The sequence below is a fragment of the Bacillus sp. AFS031507 genome (genome assembly GCF_002584635.1).
Classification (GTDB): Bacteria; Bacillota; Bacilli; order Bacillales; family Cytobacillaceae; genus Neobacillus.
In genome coordinates this window covers 98,814-122,260 of the sequence record NZ_NUOW01000015.1, presented here as the reverse complement: position 1 = coordinate 122,260, position 23,447 = coordinate 98,814, and the positions used below count along the sequence as shown (strand labels likewise).

At 38.7% G+C, this 23,447-nt stretch carries 20 protein-coding genes and 1 other annotated feature; of the genes, 9 read left to right on the top strand and 11 right to left on the bottom strand.

Annotation, left to right across the window (positions count from 1 at the left end):
* Positions 1-82 precede the first annotated feature (82 nt).
* A complete protein-coding gene (locus COE25_RS16285) occupies positions 83-565 on the top strand; it encodes a GAF domain-containing protein (RefSeq protein ID WP_098933343.1) in 483 nt (160 codons plus the stop codon).
* A 38-nt stretch (positions 566-603) separates the two neighbouring features.
* On the opposite strand, the gene megL is transcribed toward COE25_RS16285, so the two are convergent.
* Both megL and COE25_RS16275 read right to left on the bottom strand, forming a co-directional pair.
* Entirely contained in the window at positions 604-1,788 is a 1,185-nt protein-coding gene (megL, locus tag COE25_RS16280; RefSeq protein WP_098933342.1) for a methionine gamma-lyase, read from the bottom strand.
* Between the two features lie 91 nt (positions 1,789-1,879).
* Complete coding sequence (locus tag COE25_RS16275; protein ID WP_257208854.1) at positions 1,880-3,310, bottom strand: sensor domain-containing diguanylate cyclase; 1,431 nt, start codon at positions 3,308-3,310, stop codon at positions 1,880-1,882.
* 391 nt (positions 3,311-3,701) lie between these two features.
* Here COE25_RS16275 and rpsD point away from each other — a divergent pair, with 391 nt between their 5' ends.
* The 3 genes from rpsD (at position 3,702) to COE25_RS16260 (ending at position 6,980) form a co-directional block, all read left to right on the top strand.
* Complete coding sequence (gene rpsD, locus COE25_RS16270) at positions 3,702-4,304, top strand: 30S ribosomal protein S4 (protein ID WP_088089267.1); 603 nt, start codon at positions 3,702-3,704, stop codon at positions 4,302-4,304.
* Between the two features lie 406 nt (positions 4,305-4,710).
* Entirely contained in the window at positions 4,711-6,183 is a 1,473-nt protein-coding gene (locus tag COE25_RS30805; protein ID WP_180247516.1) for a hypothetical protein, read from the top strand.
* Between the two features lie 377 nt (positions 6,184-6,560).
* Entirely contained in the window at positions 6,561-6,980 is a 420-nt protein-coding gene (locus COE25_RS16260) for a hypothetical protein (protein ID WP_098933340.1), read from the top strand.
* An 88-nt stretch (positions 6,981-7,068) separates the two neighbouring features.
* On the opposite strand, the gene COE25_RS16255 is transcribed toward COE25_RS16260, so the two are convergent.
* Both COE25_RS16255 and tyrS read right to left on the bottom strand, forming a co-directional pair.
* Complete coding sequence (locus tag COE25_RS16255) at positions 7,069-7,257, bottom strand: DUF6954 family protein (protein ID WP_098933339.1); 189 nt, start codon at positions 7,255-7,257, stop codon at positions 7,069-7,071.
* Positions 7,258-7,370: 113 nt separating this feature from the next.
* Entirely contained in the window at positions 7,371-8,624 is a 1,254-nt protein-coding gene (gene tyrS / locus COE25_RS16250) for a tyrosine--tRNA ligase (RefSeq protein ID WP_098933338.1), read from the bottom strand.
* Between the two features lie 47 nt (positions 8,625-8,671).
* Positions 8,672-8,890 (bottom strand) — a binding site (T-box leader).
* A 145-nt stretch (positions 8,891-9,035) separates the two neighbouring features.
* On the opposite strand from tyrS, the gene COE25_RS16245 reads away from it, so the two are divergent.
* On the top strand, positions 9,036-11,924 hold the full coding sequence (locus COE25_RS16245) for a transglycosylase domain-containing protein (RefSeq protein ID WP_098933337.1): 2,889 nt from the start codon (positions 9,036-9,038) through the stop codon (positions 11,922-11,924).
* Between the two features lie 115 nt (positions 11,925-12,039).
* Here COE25_RS16245 and acsA read toward each other — a convergent pair whose 3' ends face one another.
* Positions 12,040-13,758 (bottom strand): acetate--CoA ligase, encoded by a 1,719-nt coding sequence (gene acsA / locus COE25_RS16240; protein ID WP_088089272.1) that lies wholly within the window; start codon positions 13,756-13,758, stop codon positions 12,040-12,042.
* A gap of 221 nt (positions 13,759-13,979) precedes the next feature.
* On the opposite strand from acsA, the gene COE25_RS16235 reads away from it, so the two are divergent.
* Genes COE25_RS16235 through COE25_RS16225 form a run of 3 tightly spaced genes read left to right on the top strand, consistent with a single transcriptional unit; the run spans position 13,980 to position 16,465 of the window.
* Positions 13,980-14,612: a GNAT family N-acetyltransferase gene (locus COE25_RS16235; protein WP_088089273.1), complete on the top strand. Its 633-nt coding sequence runs from the start codon at positions 13,980-13,982 to the stop codon at positions 14,610-14,612.
* Between the two features lie 36 nt (positions 14,613-14,648).
* A complete protein-coding gene (locus COE25_RS16230; RefSeq protein WP_098933336.1) occupies positions 14,649-15,296 on the top strand; it encodes an acetoin utilization AcuB family protein in 648 nt (215 codons plus the stop codon).
* Positions 15,293-16,465, top strand: coding sequence for an acetoin utilization protein AcuC (locus COE25_RS16225; protein WP_098933335.1), 1,173 nt, complete (start codon positions 15,293-15,295; stop codon positions 16,463-16,465). The genes COE25_RS16230 and COE25_RS16225 overlap by 4 nt, the downstream gene beginning before the upstream one ends.
* Before the next feature lie 37 nt (positions 16,466-16,502).
* Here COE25_RS16225 and ccpA read toward each other — a convergent pair whose 3' ends face one another.
* The 5 genes from ccpA to COE25_RS16200 all read right to left on the bottom strand — a co-directional run bounded on the left by ccpA (position 16,503) and on the right by COE25_RS16200 (position 20,455).
* Positions 16,503-17,501 (bottom strand): catabolite control protein A, encoded by a 999-nt coding sequence (gene ccpA / locus COE25_RS16220; RefSeq protein WP_088089276.1) that lies wholly within the window; start codon positions 17,499-17,501, stop codon positions 16,503-16,505.
* Positions 17,502-17,749: 248 nt separating this feature from the next.
* Entirely contained in the window at positions 17,750-18,829 is a 1,080-nt protein-coding gene (locus COE25_RS16215; protein ID WP_098933334.1) for a bifunctional 3-deoxy-7-phosphoheptulonate synthase/chorismate mutase, read from the bottom strand.
* Positions 18,830-19,047: 218 nt separating this feature from the next.
* Positions 19,048-19,383 (bottom strand): bacillithiol system redox-active protein YtxJ, encoded by a 336-nt coding sequence (ytxJ, locus tag COE25_RS16210; RefSeq protein ID WP_088089278.1) that lies wholly within the window; start codon positions 19,381-19,383, stop codon positions 19,048-19,050.
* 95 nt (positions 19,384-19,478) lie between these two features.
* On the bottom strand, positions 19,479-19,973 hold the full coding sequence (locus tag COE25_RS16205) for a YtxH domain-containing protein (protein ID WP_098933333.1): 495 nt from the start codon (positions 19,971-19,973) through the stop codon (positions 19,479-19,481).
* Positions 19,974-19,993: 20 nt separating this feature from the next.
* The gene (locus tag COE25_RS16200) at positions 19,994-20,455 is read right to left on the bottom strand and encodes a DUF948 domain-containing protein (RefSeq protein WP_098933332.1); all 462 of its coding nucleotides are present in this window, start codon (positions 20,453-20,455) and stop codon (positions 19,994-19,996) included.
* Between the two features lie 223 nt (positions 20,456-20,678).
* Between COE25_RS16200 and COE25_RS16195 the strand changes: the two genes are divergently transcribed.
* Positions 20,679-21,794 (top strand): aminopeptidase, encoded by a 1,116-nt coding sequence (locus COE25_RS16195; RefSeq protein WP_098933331.1) that lies wholly within the window; start codon positions 20,679-20,681, stop codon positions 21,792-21,794.
* A gap of 188 nt (positions 21,795-21,982) precedes the next feature.
* Here COE25_RS16195 and murC read toward each other — a convergent pair whose 3' ends face one another.
* Positions 21,983-23,284, bottom strand: a complete 1,302-nt coding sequence (murC, locus tag COE25_RS16190; RefSeq protein WP_098933330.1) for a UDP-N-acetylmuramate--L-alanine ligase — start codon at positions 23,282-23,284, stop codon at positions 21,983-21,985.
* Positions 23,285-23,447 lie beyond the last annotated feature (163 nt).

Here is a 23,447-nt window from a genome sequence, read left to right as displayed (position 1 = left end):
GAAAAAATCGACAAAGTCTGCTCATTTTCTTGTAAATTTGATAAAATAATAAATAAAATTGTTGAAACAAAGGGGAAATACCATGTTTAACTTCGAAATGTATACTGCAAGCCGCGAGGAAAATTATAATCTTGTTAAAAAACAACTGCATGCTCTTATTCACGATGAGAACAATCAGATTGCGAATCTCAGCAATGCCAGTGCCCTTTTGAACCAATTTCTTGACCGAATTAATTGGGTCGGATTTTATTTAATGGATACGAATCAACAACTAGTATTAGGACCATTCCAAGGTCTTCCTGCTTGTGTACGAATTCCTTTGGGTAAAGGTGTATGCGGGACATCTGCTTTGAAAAAAGAAACCGTTCTTGTGGCAGATGTTCATCAGTTTCCCGGCCACATTGCTTGTGATGCAGCCTCCCAATCCGAGATAGTTATCCCTCTCATTAAAAATGAGCAGCTAATTGGAGTTCTGGATATTGATTCACCTGAAAAAAATCGTTTTGATGCACTTGATCAAAAAATGTTGGAAGAATTTGTTGCAATTTTAGTTGAACATATATAGAAAATAGCACAGAGAAATTCTCTCTGTGCTTTTTCTCTTTAAATCCTTTCCAGTGCCTGATCCAGGTCTTCTTGAATGTCCTCCCATGCTTCGAGCCCAACAGATAGACGCAGCAAGTTATCTTCAATTCCCATTTTTTTTCGTTCTTCCTCTGGAACCACGGCATGGGTCATCGTTGCAGGATGCTGAATTAATGTTTCGGCGTCTCCAAGACTTACCGCAATTTTTATTAATTGTAATTGATTCATAAACTGTTGTGCCGATACCTTGGATCCCTTTATCGTGAATGATATGAGCCCGCCTGATTGTTTCATTTGTTTTTTCGCGATCGAATAATCTTGGTGTTCTGGATCCCCAGGGAAATACACTGATTTAATTTTCGGATGACTTTTCATAAATTCAAATAACCTCTGGGCATTTTCACAATGGCGGTCCATGCGCACTGGCAGTGTTTTAATCCCCCTTAACAACAGCCATGCATCAAAAGGAGAGATAATCCCGCCAATATCTTTTTGGGTCGTCCGTGACACCTGCCTAATAAACTCCTTCTCCCCAATGACAAGACCCGCTATAACATCGCCATGTCCACAGATATATTTTGTTGCACTATGAATGACAACATTGCATCCGAGGGTAAGAGGGGTTTGTATATATGGGGAACAAAATGTGTTATCCACAACAACGGGAATCCCTTTTTTATTTGCCACCCTCGCCACCAATTCCAAATTTACCAGCTTCATTGTAGGGTTTATTGGCGTTTCAATATAGATACAAGCCGTATTAGGGAGGATTTCTTGATCTAATGCTTCTGCCGATTCCATTAAAGAAAAGTCGTGTTCAATCCCATATTTCCCTTTTAATAGTTCCAACAATCCGAAGGTACATCCGTATACTCCTTGTGAACATAGGATATGGTCACCAGTTTTTGTTAAGGCTACTAGCACTGCACTCACGGCCGCCATTCCTGACGAAAAAGCTAAGCCTGCCTCACCTTGTTCAAGGACTGCCATCCGTTCTTCCAGTATTTTCACCGTCGGATTTCCCAAGCGTGAATAAATAAATCCCTCTTCTTGCCCTGCAAACCTTCTTTCCCCTTGTTCCGCACTGGTAAATGTAAAGGTAGATGTTTGATATAACGGGGGAACTAAACTGTCTTGATGTTCGTTTGGCCAGTAGCCTGAATGAATAACTTCCGTTTCAAACCGTGATTTCTTTTTCCCCATTTTGGATTCCTCCTGTTTGAAAACGTTTTCATATTTATAATATATTATGTAGGTTGGGGGAATATAGTTAGGGCATTAATAAATCAATGCCCTAACTAACCATTATATTGTTTCCTTGAATGACCACTTTGTTCTTCCCAGTTCCTTTAGCAATATACAACGCTTCATCAGCTCGTTTAAATAAGAAATGATAAGCATCGAGCCGTTCCTTATTCCAATAAGAAACACCACAGGACACTGTAATATGCGGGTCGGAGCATTCGGATACCTTTTTAACTAATCTTTCAGCGATGGCTGCCCCTCTGTCTAAAGGGACACCAGGAAGATAAAGGGCCAGTTCTTCCCCACCCCAGCGGGCGCCTATATCTTGCCCGCGAATATTTCGTTTAATAAGGTTTGCAACCTGAACAAGAACTTTATCTCCAACCTGATGGCCGTATGTATCATTTAATTCTTTAAAATTATCAATATCGAGGAGAATAAAGGTACCTTCTTCAATCTCTTTCATTGACCACTGGATTTTTTCATCCAAAAATTTACGGGAATGGAGCTTGGTAAGGTGGTCTGTAATTACCATATGCTCTAACTCTTCTCTGAGCATTGAATTGGTAAGCGCTAGCGATGAATGATGAACTAGTGACTGTAGGAGCTTAAATGTGTCAAAGGAAAAGAAATAAGGCTTTTGATGCATCACAATGGAGAAACCTTTTAATTTTTCGCTCTGAATCATCGGAATCGCAAGAATCGAATGAAAGCTTGTCATACTCTTTATGTTTTGGAGATTGATATCTCCTATAAATAAAGGATTTTTTTCCTTTTCGATCTTTTCCTTTATATAATCAATGTAGAGTCGGGCCTGTTTAGTGTAAAAGTATGAAGTGGAACCTGGGAGTATTTTTACATTTGCTTGTTCATTTGAGAATAAGAAAAAGCCAACTTCTTGTGCATCAATGGAAGTGATGATTTGTTCAGACATATATGTCATCGTATCAACCATGCGCAGGTTAGAATTTAAACAATGGGAAGTTTCGTTGATTAATTGTAGGTTTGAGATTTCCCTCTTTGACTGCTGATAGAGGTGGGCATTCTCCATAGAACATCCCGCAGAACCTGCCAATAATGTAAGAAACTCCACCTCATATGCAATAAATTCAGTCGTATCCGCTGCAATTATCTGCAAGACTCCATAGGTTACCTGCTTCCCTTTTAATGGGGCATAAATAATTGCATGTGTATCAGGGGAGGAATATTCAAATTGAATCTTCCCGGTTGCATATGCATTGATAGCAGCAATATTTTCACTATCATATTCAAGTTCAATAATCGGAAGGTCACTGTGGCTTTGAGTATCCTGTGAAAGCAATAAGGAAAATGAATAGTCAGGGTACACTTCCTTAAGGGCTACGCATAATTCTCCCAAGACGAGATTAACATCAAGGAACGAATGAAGTTTTTCTGTAATTTGTAGTAATTGTTTATATCTATTAACTTGCATGTGTAAATCACATTCGAGAATTTCCATATAGGTTTCACCCGATCTAATTCCAGATATATACATAGTACCCTAATTATAGTTAATTTTCAGACACTTTGGCGACATTTATTTGTATAATTTATTAACTTTATTAAAATAATCTTTCCGATAATTTTCACCTGTATCATCATCCCCAAAAAATATTCTTGACTTTACAGGAATAAAAATTATATAATACTCCTTGTGTAAAATATTGCAGCCTATGTGAAAACTTTATTCGTCTCATTTTATTCCTCTTAAAGGTAGATTGCCTTTAAATGATGGTGTATCTTGTAACCCTTAGCTGCTAGGGCGAAGGTGCATGAAAATAAAATGGCTTTAAAGCGTCTCATAACGGTTTTTATTTTACCAAAATAAAAACACTAAGGAGGAGTCATTCATGGCTCGTTATACTGGCTCTAGCTGGAAAATTTCCCGTCGTCTTGGAATCTCTCTAAGCGGCACAGGTAAAGAATTAGAAAAGCGTCCGTACGCTCCTGGACAACATGGTCCAAACCAACGCAAAAAGCTTTCTGAATACGGATTACAATTACAAGAGAAGCAAAAGCTTCGTCATATGTATGGCGTAACTGAGCGTCAATTCCGTAATCTTTTTGATAGAGCTGGCAAATTAAGCGGCGTACACGGTGAAAACTTCATGATTCTTCTTGAATCACGTCTTGACAACGTTGTTTACCGTTTAGGTCTTGCTCGCACTCGTCGTGCAGCTCGTCAATTAGTAAACCATGGCCACATCTTAGTTGATGGCGCTCGTGTAGATATCCCATCATACCGCTTAAAAGCTGGTCAAACAATCAGCCTACGCGAAAAATCTCGCAATCTTGATGTTGTGAAAGAAGCTGTCGAAGTTAATAACTTCGTTCCTGATTTCTTAACATTTGATGCGGACAAATTAGAGGGTACTTTCACTCGCTTACCAGAGCGTTCTGAATTACCTGCTGAAATCAACGAAACTCTTATCGTCGAGTTCTACTCACGTTAATAATAACGTGTCGTAGCCAGCAATAATAAAAACCCTAGAAATGTTGATATTACTCAACTTCTAGGGTTTTTTTTATTTTTACTATGCTTTTGACCTGAACAGAGAGTAACATATTTGTTTGAATTTATTCTCATTAACCGATGGTGCTGGATGAAAACCCATAATTCCTGAACGCAGAATTATCCCCACAAACCTCCTTATGATAGAACCCTTATTTCACTATCCTGCCCCGTTAGCACAACAAGAAGCCGCCAAAATGACAGCTCTGATCTTCAACTTTAGCACCTATTAGTTAAAAAATGAAAAGGACAAACAATTAAAAGACAGGCTATTTGCTTAGGACAACTTCCTCCCATTATACATACGATGCAGTGTAGTTAATAACTTAAAGGGGAGAATATTTTATATGGGCAAAAACCTCACGAAATATTTTCAAGATAGAATAATCAAGGTTGATCGAGGTGGACCAGAATCCAGAATTGGGATGTTAATGGATGCAAGTGAAGATTATCTCTGCCTTCTCACGGAAGATGATGGGCTCGTCTACCACAAAACTCAACATATTAAAAGTTTTACAGATAATCTGAAAGAGCAGTTTAAATTCGACGTTGATGTTCCGAAGGATTTCGAATTTAAAAAAGCTAAAAATTTCAAAGACCTGCTTAAATCATTGGTATATCGTTGGGTAAATATCAATCGTGGCAGTACTGAGACGGTAGAGGGGGTACTCTGTGAGGTAAAAGATGATTTAGTTCATTTGGTCAATAATGGGGAAATCATTCGCATTGCCATGTCCCACATTAAAAATGTTAGTTATGGAGTAAAAATTGAAAAGGCTAAATCGGAAAAACATGAGTCACGTCAAAAATCAAACGATAAGAGTAAAAATAACAACAATAACACCAATAGAAGCCCTAAGAGAACTTCACAAAAATTACGTCAAAAATCAAACGATAAGAGTAAAAATAACAACAATAATACCTATTGTAGCCCTCAGGTAACTTCGCAAATATTATGTCAAGAATCAAACGTTGAGAGTGAAAATAACAACAATAACACCTATTGTAGCCCTCAGGAAACTTCCCAAATAGTACGTCAAGAATCAAACGTTGAGAGTGAAAATAACAACAATAACACCAATAATAGCCCTCAGGGAACTTCGCAAATATTACGTCAAGAATCAAACGTTGAGAGTGAAAATAACAACAATAACACCAATAATAGCCCTCAGGGAACTTCCCAAATATTACGTCAAGAATCAAACGTTGAGAGTGAAAATAACAACAATAACACCAATAATAGCTCTCAGGGAACTTCGGAAAAATTAAGTCAAAAATCAAACGATGAGAATGAAAATAACAACAATAACACCAATAGTAGCGCTCAGGGAACTTCCCAAATATTACGTCAAGAATCAAACGTTGAGAGTGAAAATAACAACAATAACACCAATAATAGCAATCAGGGAACTTCCCAATTATTACATCAAGGTTCAAACGATGAGAGTGAAAATAACAACAATAACACCAATAATAGCAATCAGGGAACTTCCCAAATATTACATCAAGAATCAAACGTTGAGAGTGAAAATAACAACAATAACACCAATAGTATCCCTCAGGGAATTTCCCAAATATTACGTCAAGAATCAAACGTTGAGAGTGAAAATAACAACAATAACACCTATTGTAGCCCTCAGGGAACTTCCCAAATATTACGTCAAGAATCAAACGTTGAGAGTGAAAATAACAACAATAACACCAATAATAGCCCTCAGGGAACTTCGCAAAAAACATCTATTGAAAATGAACTTGAAATGTCAGCTCTTTTATTCTCATTATTCTCATTGAGAAAGATTTTACGAAGATTAAATTTTTAAAGTTTCTCACTCATAGTCGTTCGCAAAGAGTTGAAAATGAAGGGACACTGTCAACAAAAACGCTGATAGTACCCACTCTTTAAATAAGTTACTTCTTCATGAAATTTTGTTTTTGCCCAAGCCGTTTTAGTTTTAATAATATTTAGTGCGAGTGTCAATTTTCACACTTTACTCTAATTGAAGCGTCTAACGCTTCTTTTTTTATTTCTTCTTTTTGACTAATAAGACATAAAGAGACTTGCAGCACAAAATCATGCTGCACCGCAGAGAATGAAAAAGACAAACAATTTAAAGACAGGCCATTTGCTTAGGACAAGTTCCTCCCGTTATACATATGATGAAATGTAATTAAATAACTTAAAGGGGAGATTTTTTATATGAGTGAAAACCTAATGAAATATTTTAAGGATACAGTTATCAAGGTTAATCGAGACGGATCGGAATCCAAAATTGGGAAGTTATTGGCTGAAAGAGACGATTATATCGTCGTTCTTACAGAAGAAGATGGAGTTGTTTATTACAAAACTCAACACATTAAAAGTTTTACAGAAAATATGAAAGGGAAGTGGGAATTCGACGCTGAAATTCCTGAGAATTTTAAAAATGCTGAGAAATTCAAAGACCTACTTAAATCATTGAAATATCATTGGGTAAAAATTAATCGTGGAAGTTCTGAAATGGTTAAGGGAGTACTTTGTGAGGTAAAAGATGATTTTGTTCATTTGGTCGCTAATGAGGAACTCGTTCGCATTCCTATGTTCTACATTAATAATGTTAGTTATAGGAGTAAAAATTAAAAAGCTGAATCCGAAGAACCTAAGTCACGAAGACATGAGTCACGTTAATAAGGTTAAAGCCCTCATACCCATTGTATGAGAGCTTTTTCTATCCTCGATTGACCCATTTGATAGATTTCCGATATAAAAAGGCAAGTATTATATAGATGACAACTACGATAGCCGCAGTCGATAATCTTTCTTGTAATACCCCGTCTGCATATAAAACAGGACCAAGTCCGAAAAATGTAACAAGTGCGATGAGAATAATAAAAACGGCTTGTAATAATATTTTCAATACATTAACCCCCATATTCGTTCCTTTTATATTAGACGAAATAAATTAACCCGTTGTTACACGGATATCCTTATAGCAAAAAAAGGGCTTTGATTTCCAAAGCCCTTCTTTTATTAGTATTTAATTAACGTATACTTCTTTTTACCTCTTCTAATAATCGTAAACTTTCCTTCAATTCGATCGGATTCTACTAAGATATAAGCGTTGTCCGTAATTTTCTCACCATTAACAGTAACAGCACCATTTGAGATGTCTTCACGTGCTTGACGCTTGGATGGGGAAATTTTCGCCGCAACCAAAAGATCGACCAAATTCTCCTCATTTTGTGAAGTATAAGCTGGTACATCTTTAAAGCCCTGCTCGATTTCCGCACCTGAAAGACTTCTTACATCCCCGCTAAATAACGCCTCGGAAATTTTGATAGCCTGTTGCAAGGAATCTTCACCGTGAATCAAACGAGTCAGTTCTTCAGCTAATACCTTTTGTGCCTTACGAAGATGCGGCTCTTCCTGAACAGCTTTTTCTAATTGTTCAATTTCCTCGTGCGAAAGGAATGTGAAAATCTTTAAGTATTTCACTACATCTGCATCAGCCGTATTAATCCAGAACTGGTAGAACTCGTATGGGGTAGTTTTTTCAGGATCTAACCAAACGGCACCGCTTTCCGTTTTTCCAAACTTTGTACCATCTGCTTTTGTCACAAGCGGAATGGTTAACCCATATGCCTTCGAGCCTTCTGGCTGAACTTTGCGGATTAATTCCAATCCTGAAGTTATGTTCCCCCACTGGTCACTTCCGCCAATTTGTAATTTACAGTTGTGATGCTCATATAAATGAAGGAAATCCATCGCTTGTAAAATAGTATAAGTGAATTCAGTAAACGAAATACCCGTCTCAAGCCTTGATGCAATAGTATCCTTCGCCAGCATGTAATTGACACCGATATGCTTGCCGATATCACGCAAGAAGGTAACGACATCCATTGAGCCTGCCCAATCATAGTTATTAACCATGATCGCCCCGTTTTCACCTTCAAATTCGAAAATAGATTCAAGTTGCTTTTTGATACCAGCTACATTATCCTGCACTGTTTCTAATGTTAACAGCTTTCGTTCTTCACTTTTACCACTTGGATCTCCAATCAAGCCTGTCGCTCCTCCGACTAACACAATCGGACGATGTCCATGCTGCTGAAATCTTCTAAGAGTTAAAAATGGCAGCAAATGGCCGATATGCATACTATCTGCGGTTGGGTCAACACCGCAATATAAAGAAATTTGCTCCTTGCCTAATGTATCCTTTAAACCTTCTGCATCCGTCTGCTGATAGATAATTCCTCTCCATGCCAAATCTTGTAATAAATCCATCCTATTCCCTCCCATTTGGTAAAAAAATAAAAACGCCCCTGCAAAAATGCAAGGACGTAAATTTACGCGGTACCACCCAGCTTGAGGAAAATTCCTCCAACTCAAAAAATTAACGGTTTAGACCGTTCTCCGCTACTAAAAATCAGGTTTCACAGAGAAAGCTCAGGGGAGTAATTCACTCTTCTATATGTATCAGCTCGCACCACCGCTGACTCTCTAAAAACAGGGATAGAAGAACTACAGTTGGTTCCCTTCACAGCTTTTTATAAAATTAATGTATAGCTTTTTTTACCATATATAAAGCTCCTTGTCAAACCCAACTGGAAATTTCAGATAAATGTAGAAGTTTGTCAGTTTTTAAACCTTTGGTATGCTATAATGTACTTGATTTTAGATGAGGTGATACTATAGATGGTTGAAAAATTACAAGCATGGATAGAAAAAGCAAAATCCTTACTGAACATATTTACCCATAGAAAAACGGTTAAACGTGCACGAATCACATATCAAGTAGTTTGGAATCTGTTACTCCTTGTATTAACAGTCGTCATTCTTGGCGGATCATTTGCCACAGGTGTTGGTGCTGGTTATTTTGCTTCACTTGTAAAAGATGAACCTGTTCGTTCGTATGACAGCATGAAAAAAGATATTTATAACTATACGGAAACTTCTGAGTTATATTTTTCGGATAATGTTTATCTTGGTAAACTTCACACCGACTTGGAACGGGAAGAAGTAAAATTGGACGATGTATCAAATGATTTAGTCAATGCGGTAGTTGCAACTGAAGACGAATACTTTTACAAGCATAAAGGTGTTGTCCCAAAAGCTGTATTTCGGGCCGTTTTTCAGGAAGTGACAAATTCTGCTGTTCAATCCGGCGGTAGTACCTTAACACAGCAATTAATAAAAAATCAAATCTTAACAAATGAGGTCTCGTTTCAAAGGAAAGCCAATGAAATCTTACTTGCTCTTCGTTTAGAGAAATTTTTTGATAAAAAAGAAATTCTTGAAGCTTATCTTAATGTGTCTACCTTAGGAAGAAATTCGTCTGGACGAAACATTGCTGGTGTCCAAGCAGCGGCAAAAGGGATCTTTGGTAAAAAGGCGAGTGATTTAACACTTCCGCAAGCCGCTTTCATTGCAGGGTTGCCTCAAAGCCCGTTTGGATATACCCCTTTTACACGGGAAGGGACGATAAAAGAACCGCAATATCTCGAACCAGGTCTCACACGGATGAAAACCGTCCTAAAGAGAATGTTTGACGGTGGCTATATTAACGAGCATGAATATGCGCAAGCCTCTGCCTACGATATTAAAAAGGATTTTATCAACCCGGTCGCAAACCCACTGGAAAAATACCCATGGTTAACAGTCGAAATTGAAAAGCGTTCGATTGAAGTCCTGACTACTGTCTTAGCAAAAAATGATGGGATTTCAGAGGAAGAGTTAAAAAACGATGACAATCTTGCTTATAAATATCAAATATTAGCTCGAAATGCTTTGCGTCAAAATGGATACAAGATTCATTCGACGATAGACAAAAACATATACGATGCGATGCAAAAGGTTAAGGATAATTATCAATATTACGGACCCGATAAGCCTCAAGAAAAAAAGGATCCTGAAACAGGAGAAATAAAAACAGTTATGGAACCTGCGGAGGTTGGGGCGGAACTGATCGAAAACAAGACTGGAAAAATTATCAGTTTTGTCGCTGGAAGGAATTATGACGATCAACAGCTTAATCACGCAACCAGTGCCATCAGACAAAACGGTTCTACCATGAAACCACTTCTTGTCTATGCACCAGCGATTGAGTTAGGAAAAGCAGCTCCGGGAACACCGCTGCCAAATGTAGCGTTAAGTCTTGCTCCCGGCAGAAGTGATCCTTGGCCGCAAAACTATGACTATCGGTACAGTGGACTGGTTTCAGCAAGATATGCATTGGCGAAATCCTATAACGTACCAGCGGTTAAGCTTTACAAGAGTATCGTTGATCAACGTCCCGCCAAGTATCTTGAAAAAATGGGATTTACTTCTTTAAGAAAAGATGATTATACCAATCTAGCTACTTCGATTGGATCGATGACAAATGGGGTAACCATCGAAGAAAATACGAACGCATTTAGTACCTTTGCTAATGATGGAAAATTTATTGATGCCTATATGATTGATAAAATTGTCGATAAAAACGGCAAGGTTATCTATCAGCACGAAGTGAAGCCTGTTAATGTCTTTAAGCCGCAAACAGCCTATTTAACGATTGATATGATGCGTGACGTGGTAAAGATGGGAACGGCAGCAGGAGTTAGAAGCAAACTAAATTTCAGTGCGGACTGGGCTGGGAAAACGGGGACAGGAAATCAATATATTGACTCTTGGTTCGTTGCTTCAAACCCTAATGTCACCTTTGGTCTGTGGAGAGGGTATGATACACCAAAATCGCTCCAGACATCCGGTATGTCTTATAGTTCACGGACCAATAACTTATGGGCTCAGTTAATGAACGCTGCCTATAAAATTAAACCTGATCTAATTGCTCCAAAGACGTCATTTAAAATGCCAAAAGGAATCGTACAACGTTCTTATTGTGCAGTTTCCGGAATGCTTCCTTCCGAGGCATGTTCAAAAGCAGGATTAATCGAAACAGATTACTTTAATGTCAATAATGTACCAACAAGAGTTGATGATAGCTTAATTGAAGGAAAATTTGTTATGGTTGGCGACAAAAAATATTTGGCCTTGGATTCTACACCAAAAGAGTTTGCCCAATTTGGTCTCATTTTAAATCCTGATTTTATCAAACGCATTGTTGGAAGTAACTTCCATAATTATAGACAACTAATTCCACAGAAGGAGCGCTGGGGGAAAATTCTCGTATCAAGTGCAAAAATGTACGATAACGGGAAGAACCCTGACAGTGTCGTCTTAAAAGTAGAAGGAAATACATTAACATGGTCAGCATCTGGTGATAATGATGTTGTCGGTTACCGCGTCTATCAAGGTGGATTAGTTTCAGCAAAAGTAGGCAGTGTGATCAATGGCTCAAATCGATCATTTCAAGCTGGCACTGGTACCTATTATGTAACGGCGGTCGATATTGCTGGTAGAGAGTCTGCCCCCTCGAATCTGGTTGAGGCTGGAGTAATAGTAACACCACCACCTGTAGATCCAACTAAACCTGCAGTACCGAAAGACCCTGCTAAACCTGGTGTACCGAATGGCCCTGCTAAACCTGGTGTACCGAATGGCCCTAATGTTCCAACTAAACCGACTGAGCCAACAAAAACACCGTAAATATTTAAAACCGCACCGATAGTTGGTGCGGTTTTTTCTGTTTTTAGAACACTAAAAAGCCAGGCATCTAGCCTGGCTCAAGTCATTTTCTTTTCCCATAATGGAAATCCGGTCTTTAATCTTCCATTGTAGAAAGGTCACCTGTTGGCAGGTTTAGTTCCCATGCCTTTAACACACGTCTCATGATTTTCCCGCTTCTTGTTTTCGGCAGCTTATCACGGAAATCAATTTCCCTTGGTGCTGCATGAGCGGCAAGACCTCTTTTCACAAATTGCCTGATTTCTTCTTTTAGTTCGTCCGTTGGAGCATAGCCGTCTCTGAGTGCAATGAAGGCTTTAATGATTTCACCACGAACTGGGTCTGGTTTACCGATGACACCGGCTTCAGCGACGGCAGGATGCTCGACTAGCTTGCTTTCTACTTCAAACGGTCCTACGCGCTCCCCTGAGGTCATAATAACGTCATCGACACGGCCCTGGAACCAGAAATAGCCCTCTTCATCCATGTAAGCAGAATCGCCTGAAACGTACCAATCGCCTGGCATAAAGTATGATTCATATTTCTCTGGATTATTCCAAATTGTATTCATCATGGAAGGCCAGCCTTTTTTAATCGCGAGGTTCCCCATCCGATACGGCGGAAGTTCATTCCCTTGATTGTCAACAATCGCTGCTTCTACACCTGGAATCGGTTTCCCCATTGAACCGGGTTTAATTTCCATACAAGGATAGTTACTAATCAATTGCGCACCAGTTTCTGTCATCCACCAGTTATCATGAATTCGCTTATTGAATACCTTTGCCCCCCATTTAACAACTTCAGGGTTTAATGGTTCCCCGACGCTTAGAACATGGCGTAGACTGCTTAGGTCAAATTTCTTAACCAATTCATCACCTGCACCCATTAACATTCGGAATGCCGTAGGAGCACTGTACCAAACGGTTACACCAAAGTCCTCAATCATTTGATACCAGGATTCTGGACTAAATCGACCTCCGACAATCACATTCGAAGACCCTGTTAACCATGGCCCAAAGATACCGTAAGAAGTACCGGTTACCCAGCCTGGGTCAGCAGTACACCAATAAACATCATCCTCTTTTAGATCGAGCACCCATTTAGCTGTCTGGTAATGCTGAAGCATGGCATTATGTACATGCAATACACCTTTTGGTTTTCCTGTTGAGCCTGATGTGTAGTGCAGGATCAAGCCGTCCGTTCTGTCAACCCATTCAATTCGAAGATCCTTGCTTGCGGCTTCAAATTTTTTCAAAAAGTCAATATATCGGCCTTGTTCATCAACATTATTACCGATAAGGAAAATATGCTTCAGTGCAGGCAGGTCTTGAACAGGCACCCGGTCCAACAATTCAGGTGTCGTGACTAAAACTTTCGCTTCACTGTCTTGCAGACGGTCCCTGACAGCCCCTTCCATGAATGCTTCAAATAAAGGACCAACAATAGCCCCAAGCTTGATTGCACCCAAAACGGTAAAGTAAAGTTCTGGAGAGCGCGGCATAAAAATAAATACACGGTCACCTTTTTCTACATCCCCGTAAGTTTTTAACACATTGCCCGCTTTGTTTGATAGATCTTTCATTTCTTTAAAGGTGTACTTCTCATTTCTTGAACCATCACGATAGTATAGTGCAACTTTATTTTTCCGGAAGGTTTTCGCGTGACGGTCAATGGCCTCATACGCCATATTGACAAGCCCCGTTTCACTCCATGTAAATTCCTTTTCTGTTTCCTTCCAGTCGAAATGCTTGTACATTTCTTGATAATTACCTAGATTATGATCCCCTTGCACAACTGGCAACGCTTCCACTTTCATTCAATCTCCCCCTTTGACTTTATTTAAAATTATTATAGTACAAATAATAACTATTCACAATTTTTAAAAAAGTACTATATTATTATTCTTTTATATTTATACATAAAATGTCAATATTTTTTTACTATAAGACAGAAAATTTTGTGAAGTCACTTTTCTGTAATAGATTTTATGTATAATAGAATTATAATTAGAAAGATTTTTCCAGGGTAGGTGACCGTATGGAACACAAAAAGACATACAATGCCAAACAATTAAAAACACCTCACGGGTCTATAATTGTTGAAGGGCCTATTACTTCAGATAAACTTGCTGGCTATGAATTTCACGAAGACCTCACTGCCTTCCGCCCTCCTGCACAGCAGCATCAGGCTTTAATTGGTATTGCAGAGCTTCCAGAAGGTAGAATTATTATTGCAAGGGACAGAAACACCATAGTCGGATATGTTACTTTCCTATATCCTGACCCGCTTGAACGATGGTCAGAAGGCAAAATGGATAATTTAATCGAATTAGGTGCCATCGAGGTGATTCCTCAATTTAGGGGATGTGCAGTCGGGAAAAGCCTATTAATTGTCTCCATGATGGATGATGCGATGGAAGATTATCTTACCATAACAACAGAGTACTATTGGCACTGGGATTTAAAGGGTACCAAACTAAATGTGTGGGAGTATCGGAAGATCATGGAAAAAATGATGAATGCGGGCGGCCTTGAGTGGTATGCAACCGATGATCCTGAAATTTGTTCACACCCTGCTAATTGTCTCATGGCTAGGATGGGAAAAAGAATCGATATGGAAACCATCCAAAAATTTGACCGTCTCAGATTTATGAACCGGTTTATGTATTAATCATTTTACTGATATTTGGGTAAGGAGGATTTTCTTATGATTGTAGAACAAATCATGAAAATAGATGTTGCAGTACTTCTACCAACAGATACCATTGCGGATGCAATCCAATTAATGGAGTCAAGAAAAATCCGCCATATTCCTATAATTAATGATGAGAAACATTTAGTTGGTCTTGTCACTGTTTCGAAAATACATGAGGCAACTCCATCTATTTTTCATGCCAATGAGCATCCAGAGGATATGAAAAAGCCACTTGAGGCGATTATGGAACGGAATGTCATTACAGGCCATCCTCTTGATTTCGTCGAGGAAGTGGCAGGTCTCTTCTATGAGCATAAAATCAGTTGTCTGCCGATCATAAATAACCGGGAATTGGTTGGAATTTTGACCGAAACAGATTTGCTGCGGACATTGGTTGAATTAACAGGGGCCCATCAGCCAGGATCACAAATTGAAATTAAGATCCCTAATCTTGCGGGTAAACTCAGTGAAATCACTGCTGTTATTAAGAACCGGAAAGCAAATATATTGAGTCTATTAGTTTACCCTGATAAAACAGATGAGCAATATAAAATCCTTGTGATAAGATTGCAAACTATGAATCCCACTATATTAATTCAAGAACTTAAACAGGCTGGCTTTCATGTATTATGGCCAAACCTTCCGGGGATTTCAATATGAGCGATAAGTGTTCCTTTATTTTTTCAGACGAGCTGCTGAAATATAAATTTAGCAATCAGCATCCTTTTGACCAATTCCGGCTTACGTTAACAGTAGACCTATTAGAGAAGATTAATGCTCTTAATCCAGACGATGTCATCCCGCCCAGAATGGCATCCATGGAAGAGTTAGCTTTAATACACGACCTAAGTTACATAGAAGCAGTGAAAAAGGCGGGAAATGGCCAATTGCCACAAGATATAGCAGAAAACTATGGTCTTGGGACGGAAGACACTCCTATATTCCCTAACATGCATGAAGCAAGCGCCTCACTTGTTGGGGGGACATTAACGGCCGTCGATCAGGTTATGACTGGAAAGGCACTTCACGCTCTTCATCTTGGCGGAGGATTACATCACGGATTCAGAGGAAAAGCATCTGGATTTTGTGTTTATAATGATAGCTCGGTCGCCATCAAATATCTTCAGGAAAAATATAATGCTCGTGTCTTATATGTGGACACCGATGCACATCATGGAGATGGGGTTCAATGGTCCTTTTATGATGATCCAAATGTATGTACCCTGTCGATCCATGAGACAGGAAGATATTTATTTCCAGGTACAGGCAATGTAAATGAGCGCGGTCAAGGGTTAGGCTATGGCTATTCCTTTAACATCCCCGTTGATGCCTTTACCGAAGATGAATCGTGGCTGCAGGCCTACACACATGCGTTTAGAGAAGTGGCTGAGTTTTTTAAACCGGATGTGATTCTAACCCAAAATGGTGCAGACTCCCATTATTTGGACCCTTTAACACACCTTTCTTCAACAATGAAAATCTATCGAGAGATACCAAGGCTTGCACATGAAATTGCCCATCAGTATTGTAACGGGAAGTGGATTGCTGTCGGCGGCGGCGGTTATGATATCTGGAGGGTAGTTCCAAGAGCATGGTCTTTTATTTGGCTGGAAATGACAGAAAACTCAAACTGTTATGGCAGTTTACCTAAGGAGTGGTTAGCTTCCTGGCAGAAGGAATCTCCTGTATCGTTACCAACGGAATGGGACGATCCAGAAAACCTATATACTCCCATCCCTAGAAAAGCAGAAATTACCGAAAAGAATTTATTAACCCTCGAAAAGTCACTTTATCCGATTCGAAGTCAGCAAAAGAGCGAATCCGTATAAAAAAGTGGGGTGGCCAACATGTGGCCACCCCATTATTTTATTTTGTTGATTGTCGGTGTTCAATCCGATGTGGGAGAACCACAATTTGATCTGACACCTGTTCTTTGTTCATTAATTTGGTTAAGAGCCGCATTGCAACCGCGCCAATATCATATAATGGCTGAACAATGGTTGTTAGCTGCGGGCGCACCATTAGTGATAGCCTTGTATTGTCAGATGTGATTACCTCAAAATCTTCAGGGATCTTATAGCCTTTGTCCTCTGCACCATGGACAACGCCTAGTGCCATCTCATCAGAACCCACTAAGATGGCTGTAGGTCGGTCTGCCACTTCAAGTAATTTTTCTATCGCTTCAATCCCAGAATCGTACGTATAATCTCCTTCAACCACAAGTTCTTCATTATAAGGAATACCGGAATCTTGTAATGCCCTTTGATACCCTCTCAACTTCTTAAACGTATTTTTAGGTTCATGAAGTGGTCCAACTACAAAGGCAATATTCTTATGACCTTTTTCAATAAATTCCTTGATTGAGTCATATACCGCTTCTTCATAATCAATATTTACAGATGGAATCTTGTTTGATTCTTCAATCGATCCTGCCAACACAATCGGTACCGGTGATTTTTCAAATTCCTCGACATGTTCGGCTGTAATATTACCACCCATGAAGACTAATCCATCCACTTGTTTACCGAGCATCGTATTAAGCAAATGTAATTCTTTATCTTTGTTTTGGTCGGAATTACTTAAAATGATATTGTACTTATACATCGTTGCAATATCTTCAATCCCACGGGCTAATTCGGCAAAAAAGATATTTGAAATATCTGGAATAATAACTCCAACTGTAGTAGTTTTTTTGCTTGCCAATCCTCTAGCGACAGCATTTGGACGGTAGCCTAATCTGTCAATAACTTCTAACACCTTTTTGCGGGTCACTGGCTTTACATTCGGATTTCCGTTAACCACACGGGAAACGGTTGCCATTGAAACATTGGCTTCTCTTGCTACATCATAAATAGTAATATTCACTTAACACACTCTCCTAAAACGAACATCGTTTTCTTTATTTTACATCAGCTTGTATAAACTTAAACATTTAGTTTTTGTTTTTGTTTGTGAGAACGTAAACAATCTTTAATATGTATTTAATGATACGACAAGAAGATTAAAGCCGCAATTGCATTTGTCAGCATTTTTTGCTAAATAGCTAAATATTATCAAAAAAACCTCCTGCAAAGGAGTTGCAGAAGGTTTTTCATAAAACTATCTACTTGAAATTAGAGTCGAACATAATTGGATGCAAGCAGTTCATTGAAAAATTTATCAAATTGATTAAGATCCATTTGCTGCTTTTGATCCGAAAGTGCCACTGCTGGATCTGGATGAACCTCAGCCATTACACCATCTGCACCAATTGCAATCGCAGCCTTAGCACATGGCAATAGTAAATCTCTTCTACCTGTAGAATGCGTTACATCAACTAATACAGGTAAATGTGTTTCTTGCTTTAAAATAGGTACTGCTGAAATATCTAGAGTGTTTCTTGTAGCACGTTCGTAAGTCCTTATGCCACGCTCACAAAGGATGATTTGCCCATTCCCTTGTGCCATAATGTACTCGGCAGCATTGATAAATTCTTCGATTGTAGCCGCAATCCCTCTTTTTAACAGAACTGGTTTTTTGACGGAACCTGCTGCTTTTAACAGTTCAAAGTTCTGCATATTGCGTGCCCCAATTTGAATGACATCGATATAGTCACAAGCCATTTCAAGATCAGCAGGGTTAACAATTTCACTAATAACAGCCATATCAAATTCCGTTGCAACACGTTTCAAGATTTTTAATCCCTCAACACCTAGCCCTTGGAAATCGTAAGGAGATGTTCTAGGTTTGTAAGCTCCGCCACGTAATAGGTGTAATCCTTTTTCTTTCATTGCTTTTGCTACAGTTGCCACTTGCTCATATGACTCGACTGCACATGGACCAAAAACGAAGTGTGGTTTGCCATCGCCAATATTTTCACCCTTTAAGGTAACAATCGTGTCTTCAGGCTGCTTTTTTCTTGAGACAAGTAAGGCTTTACTATGGTCATCCTGTTGCAGGTCGAGACCAGCTTTAAAAATCTCTTTAAAAATATGATCAATGGTCGAATCTTCAAAAGGCCCATCATTATGCTCTTTGATAATATCAAGCATTTTTCTTTCACGGACTGGATCGTAACGGTATACCCCTTGGTTTTCTTTAACCCGCCCTATATCCTGAACGAGCTGTGCTCTTTCATTAATTAACCTCAACAATTCTAAGTTTAGTTCATCGACACGCGACCTCAATTGTTCTAATTCAATTTTTTTGCCCATCCTTCGTCCCCGTCCTTCCTTTGCTAATCAGAACTCTATAAAATAAAGCTCTGAATGCCTTTTTTTCATCTGTCATTATAATATCGGTTCAAGTTTAAGAATTTAAATATTATAACAATTTAATAATTAGGACTTATTATAGCGGATAAATATTTGTTTGTCACTTGTTTTTTCTTTAATGATTAAACGCTTTTAAGCACTAAAGCGTTTGTGATATATTATGCTTGATTTTCACCAAAAGCACCTGTCAAAGAACGACTTGTTATTTTCCAGTGTGAAGTATTCCATAAAGGCTCTCCGTTTGAAAACAAGATGGTTTGTGGCGATTCATGTTTGATTTGAAATTTTTCTGCTACTTCATTGGACAACGGACGAGAATCCTGAACAGCTAAGAAATAAGTGGGTACAGCTTGATTTTCATTTGCAAATTTTTCATATTCCTTATATGCAGCATGGCTAATCGGACACGTTAGGCTATGCTTTAAGAGAAAAAACGTACTCTCCTTTTTTAATACTTCATCAAATTGTTCAATTGAATCAATTTTCTCTAACATGGGTACATACCTCCAGAAAATAAATAAACGGTGAAGTAATTTTATCACTCCACCGTTTTTATAACAAATAAACAGATTTAGCTTGCGACTAATTTTTATAGTTTAACCTTATTTTCTTCCTCATCAAAGGCCTTTTCGGCTTCTTCCAGCTTTTTTCTTATTTCTGAGCTATCAAGGGGTCCAATTTCGATTGACCTCTTCGATTCTATCTTTTCTTTAGAAGTTTGAAGAGGAATATAGTTTAATTCTCCTTCTTCTTTCAACTCGTCTTGGCTCGTTATTTTTCCTTTTACCTTGTTCAATAGTTCTTGGGATTGTAGGACAATTCCTTGGGAAAGGCTGGATCCTTTGGACGCTAATTCATTGCTTTTTGTCATTACATTTTCACGCATGGCAGCTGTTTTATCGAGGATCGTTCCAGCTTGGTTATTAAACTTATTGCGGAGATCTTTTCCGGACTTGGGAGCCAAAAGCAGTGCCGCAGCTGCACCAACCACTCCTCCGATAATTGCTCCCAGCAAAAAGCTATTGGAAGACTCCTCAATCCGAGTTTGATTCGTATCCCGTGAATCATATTCTTTATTAGGCATTTAATTTCCTCCTCTATATTCTAATGGGATCTAACCTTCTTGCCCTCGTCTAAGCTTACCCTGTTTTTTTGTTGCTTCCTAGCTTGCCACTTATCCTTTAATTCAAGAATGATATGACTCCATTGAACAATTTGCGAGACTTTTTCTTTACTTTCCTCTACTTGTTTATCTACAGATTGAGTAATGTTTTGTAAAGTCCAATTGAATTTAGTGACGGTTGTACCTACGTCTTTTACGGCTCCAACCACACTATTTAAACTATCGGATTTCTGCTTAATATCGTCAGCTAGAGCGTTTGTTTTTTGTAAAAGAATCGTGGTTTCTGCTGTAACACCCTCCAATTGTTTTTCTAATCCAGATAATGTCTTCGAAACGTTTGTAAGTGTAACCTGAAATGATTTAAGTGTTGTCGATAAAAATATGACAAGTACAAAAAACGCAATCGCTATCAAGGCTACGCTTAAGTATAAAATAATTTGCATCGTGCACCTCCGCCTTAATCCTATCAATATGTATTACCCATCAAGTATAGATATAAACCTCGCTAATTATCTTATACTACTTCCATATAATTGTCTTCATTTCCTGCCGCTTCTAATAAAAATTTCATCTCGGATTGGGAGCAGAATTTTATTTTTCAACTTTCGGCCTTTATTCGGTTACAATATGTGTGTACTTACTTAATTCTGTTGGAGGCGTAAAAATATGAAAGATCCACGTATTGAGAAACTGGCAAAAAATCTAATTAATTACTCGGTACAGCTTCAAAAGGGAGAAAAAGTTTTAATTGAAAACTTTGGACTTCAGCGTGAACTTGTGACTGCCCTCGTGAAGGAAGCCTATCTAGCAGGGGGATACCCTTTTGTGCTCTTAAAGGACCATCAAGTGGATCGCTCTCTTTTATTAGGTGCCCAGGAAGAGCAATTTAACATGATGGCAGAATTTGAAGCAAATGTGATGAGCAAAATGGATGCATACATAGGTCTTCGTTCGGGTGATAACATCAGTGAACAATCAGATGTTCCTGATGATAAAATGAAAGTCCATGGAAATACCATTGGTAAAAAGGTCCATCGTGACATCCGTGTTCCTAAGACAAAATGGGTTGTTCTAAGATATCCAACTTCGTCCATGGCCCAATTAGCAAAGATGAGTACGGAAGCATTTGAAAACTTTTACTTTGATGTTTGTAACCTTGATTATGGAAAAATGGATAAAGCAATGGATAGTCTTAAAGAGCTTATGGATCGTACTGACAAAGTACGAATTACTGGTCCAGGAACGGATCTAAGCTTTTCCATTAAGGATATTCCAGCCATTAAATGTGCAGGACGGTTAAACATTCCTGATGGTGAAGTTTATACTGCGCCTGTTAAGGACTCCGTTAATGGGGTTATCACTTATAACACTCCATCTCCGTATCAAGGTTTTACATTTGAAAATGTGAAGCTGACTTTTAAAGATGGGAAAATTGTAGAAGCTGAGTCTAACGATTCTAGCCGGATCAATAAAATTTTTGATACGGATGAAGGGGCCCGCTATATTGGGGAATTTGCTATTGGGGTAAATCCTTTTATCCTCAATCCAATGCAAGATATCTTGTTTGATGAAAAGATTGCTGGCAGCTTTCATTTTACTCCTGGACAATGCTATGATGATGCCTTTAATGGAAACCATTCAAATATCCACTGGGATATGGTTAATATCCAACGTCCTGAGTATGGCGGTGGGGAGATATATTTTGATGAGGTATTAATCCGCAAAGATGGTCTGTTCGTTATTCCTGAATTAGAAGTGTTAAATCCTGAAAACCTTAAATAAAAGGAAGGATGCCAACAATCGCTGGCATCCTTCTTTTTATTTAGGCTTTTTTAAACTTGGCTGTTGATTTCCGCTCCAGGCGCGGGCGGTCCGGGGAGCCTCCTCGGCCCCGTCCTCCCGCAGGAGTCTTCGCGCCTTCCGCTCCAATCAACTTGGCTATAAAATCAAAAATAACCTTTATCACAGCATTATTTTATAAGTTGTTTTTCGTATGATTCTTGGAATTTTTGAATGTCTCCAGCGCCCATGAAAATAATTACGCTGTTTTCGTATTCATTTAGTACGGATGTATTTTCTTCGGTAATTATTTCAGAACCTTCAATTCGGTCCTGGAGATCCTTTATTGATAGTTTCCCATGATTTTCACGAGCAGAGCCGAAGATCTCACACAAATAGGCTTTGTCCGCTTCACGTAAACTTTTCGCAAAGTCTTCTAAGAACGCTTGAGTGCGTGAAAAAGTATGTGGCTGGAAGACCGCCACAATTTTCCGATCCGGATATTTTTGCTTAGCTGCATCGATAGTTGCTTTAATTTCAGTTGGGTGATGGGCGTAATCATCAATTAAAATCTGTGTCCCAATTCTTTTTTCGGAAAATCTTCTTTTTACACCTTGGAAGGTAGTTAATTGGTCCTTGACTATCTCTACATTTGTTTCTTCATAATGGCACAATCCAATAACGGCAAGTGCGTTTAACACACTATGATCACCAAAGGTTGGGATGGAAAATGTATCATAGAATGTATTGCGAATAAATACATCAAAGCTCGTTCCACTAGTTGTTTTCACAATATTTTTGGCTTGATAGTCATTCTCCTCGCCAAAACCATAAAACAATACAGGGACCTTTGCTTGGATTTTTTGAAGCTGTTCATCATCGCCATAAGCGAAGATTCCTTTTTTCACCTGAATGGCCATCTCTTGAAATGCGGAAAAGACATCATCAATATTCGCAAAGTAATCGGGATGATCAAAATCGATATTTGTCATAATCGCATAGTCAGGAAAATAAGACAAGAAGTGCCTTCTGTATTCACAGGCTTCAAATACAAAGTATTCCGAGCCTTCTTTACCTTTACCTGTTCCGTCACCAATTAAAAACGAGGTAGGTTTAGCCCCTTCAATCACATGGGCGAGTAAACCTGTTGTAGACGTCTTACCGTGCGCACCGGTGACCGCAACACTAGTAAAGTTCTGCATAAAGTCGCCCAAAAACCGATGGTATCGCACAATAGGGAGACCTAGCTTCATGGCCTCTTTAATTTCCTCATGGGTATCTGGAAAAGCATTTCCTGCAATAATCGTCATTCCTGGCTTGATATTCTCCTTTTGAAAGGGAAGGATCGTTATCCCTGATTGTTCAAGGGCCAGTTGTGTAAAAAAGCGCTTTTCGACATCGGAGCCTTGCACTTTAAATTTCATATCATGTAGAACTTGTGCGAGTGCACTCATTCCAGACCCCTTTATACCTACAAAATGGTAAATAGTCATAGAAGAACCTCCAACAACGTCTATCTGTATAACAGTATATGACATCTGTCTGTATTTGCTAATAAGAAAAACTGAGTGCGATTGCACCCTAAAAAAACATTTACTTGTAAAAACATATTTAATAATTATAACATTGTTCATCCTGAAAAACTATTTGCGGATC

Coding starts and splice junctions, on each gene's coding strand:
- COE25_RS16285 (WP_098933343.1), top strand. CDS start 83: ATGTTTAACTTCGAAATGTATACTGCAAGCCGCGAGGAAAATTATAAT.
- megL (WP_098933342.1), bottom strand. CDS start 1,788: ATGGGGAAAAAGAAATCACGGTTTGAAACGGAAGTTATTCATTCAGGC.
- COE25_RS16275 (WP_257208854.1), bottom strand. CDS start 3,310: ATGGAAATTCTCGAATGTGATTTACACATGCAAGTTAATAGATATAAA.
- rpsD (WP_088089267.1), top strand. CDS start 3,702: ATGGCTCGTTATACTGGCTCTAGCTGGAAAATTTCCCGTCGTCTTGGA.
- COE25_RS30805 (WP_180247516.1), top strand. CDS start 4,711: ATGGGCAAAAACCTCACGAAATATTTTCAAGATAGAATAATCAAGGTT.
- COE25_RS16260 (WP_098933340.1), top strand. CDS start 6,561: ATGAGTGAAAACCTAATGAAATATTTTAAGGATACAGTTATCAAGGTT.
- tyrS (WP_098933338.1), bottom strand. CDS start 8,624: ATGGATTTATTACAAGATTTGGCATGGAGAGGAATTATCTATCAGCAG.
- COE25_RS16245 (WP_098933337.1), top strand. CDS start 9,036: ATGGTTGAAAAATTACAAGCATGGATAGAAAAAGCAAAATCCTTACTG.
- acsA (WP_088089272.1), bottom strand. CDS start 13,758: ATGAAAGTGGAAGCGTTGCCAGTTGTGCAAGGGGATCATAATCTAGGT.
- COE25_RS16235 (WP_088089273.1), top strand. CDS start 13,980: ATGGAACACAAAAAGACATACAATGCCAAACAATTAAAAACACCTCAC.
- COE25_RS16230 (WP_098933336.1), top strand. CDS start 14,649: ATGATTGTAGAACAAATCATGAAAATAGATGTTGCAGTACTTCTACCA.
- COE25_RS16225 (WP_098933335.1), top strand. CDS start 15,293: ATGAGCGATAAGTGTTCCTTTATTTTTTCAGACGAGCTGCTGAAATAT.
- COE25_RS16215 (WP_098933334.1), bottom strand. CDS start 18,829: ATGGGCAAAAAAATTGAATTAGAACAATTGAGGTCGCGTGTCGATGAA.
- ytxJ (WP_088089278.1), bottom strand. CDS start 19,383: ATGTTAGAGAAAATTGATTCAATTGAACAATTTGATGAAGTATTAAAA.
- COE25_RS16205 (WP_098933333.1), bottom strand. CDS start 19,973: ATGCCTAATAAAGAATATGATTCACGGGATACGAATCAAACTCGGATT.
- COE25_RS16200 (WP_098933332.1), bottom strand. CDS start 20,455: ATGCAAATTATTTTATACTTAAGCGTAGCCTTGATAGCGATTGCGTTT.
- COE25_RS16195 (WP_098933331.1), top strand. CDS start 20,679: ATGAAAGATCCACGTATTGAGAAACTGGCAAAAAATCTAATTAATTAC.
- murC (WP_098933330.1), bottom strand. CDS start 23,284: ATGACTATTTACCATTTTGTAGGTATAAAGGGGTCTGGAATGAGTGCA.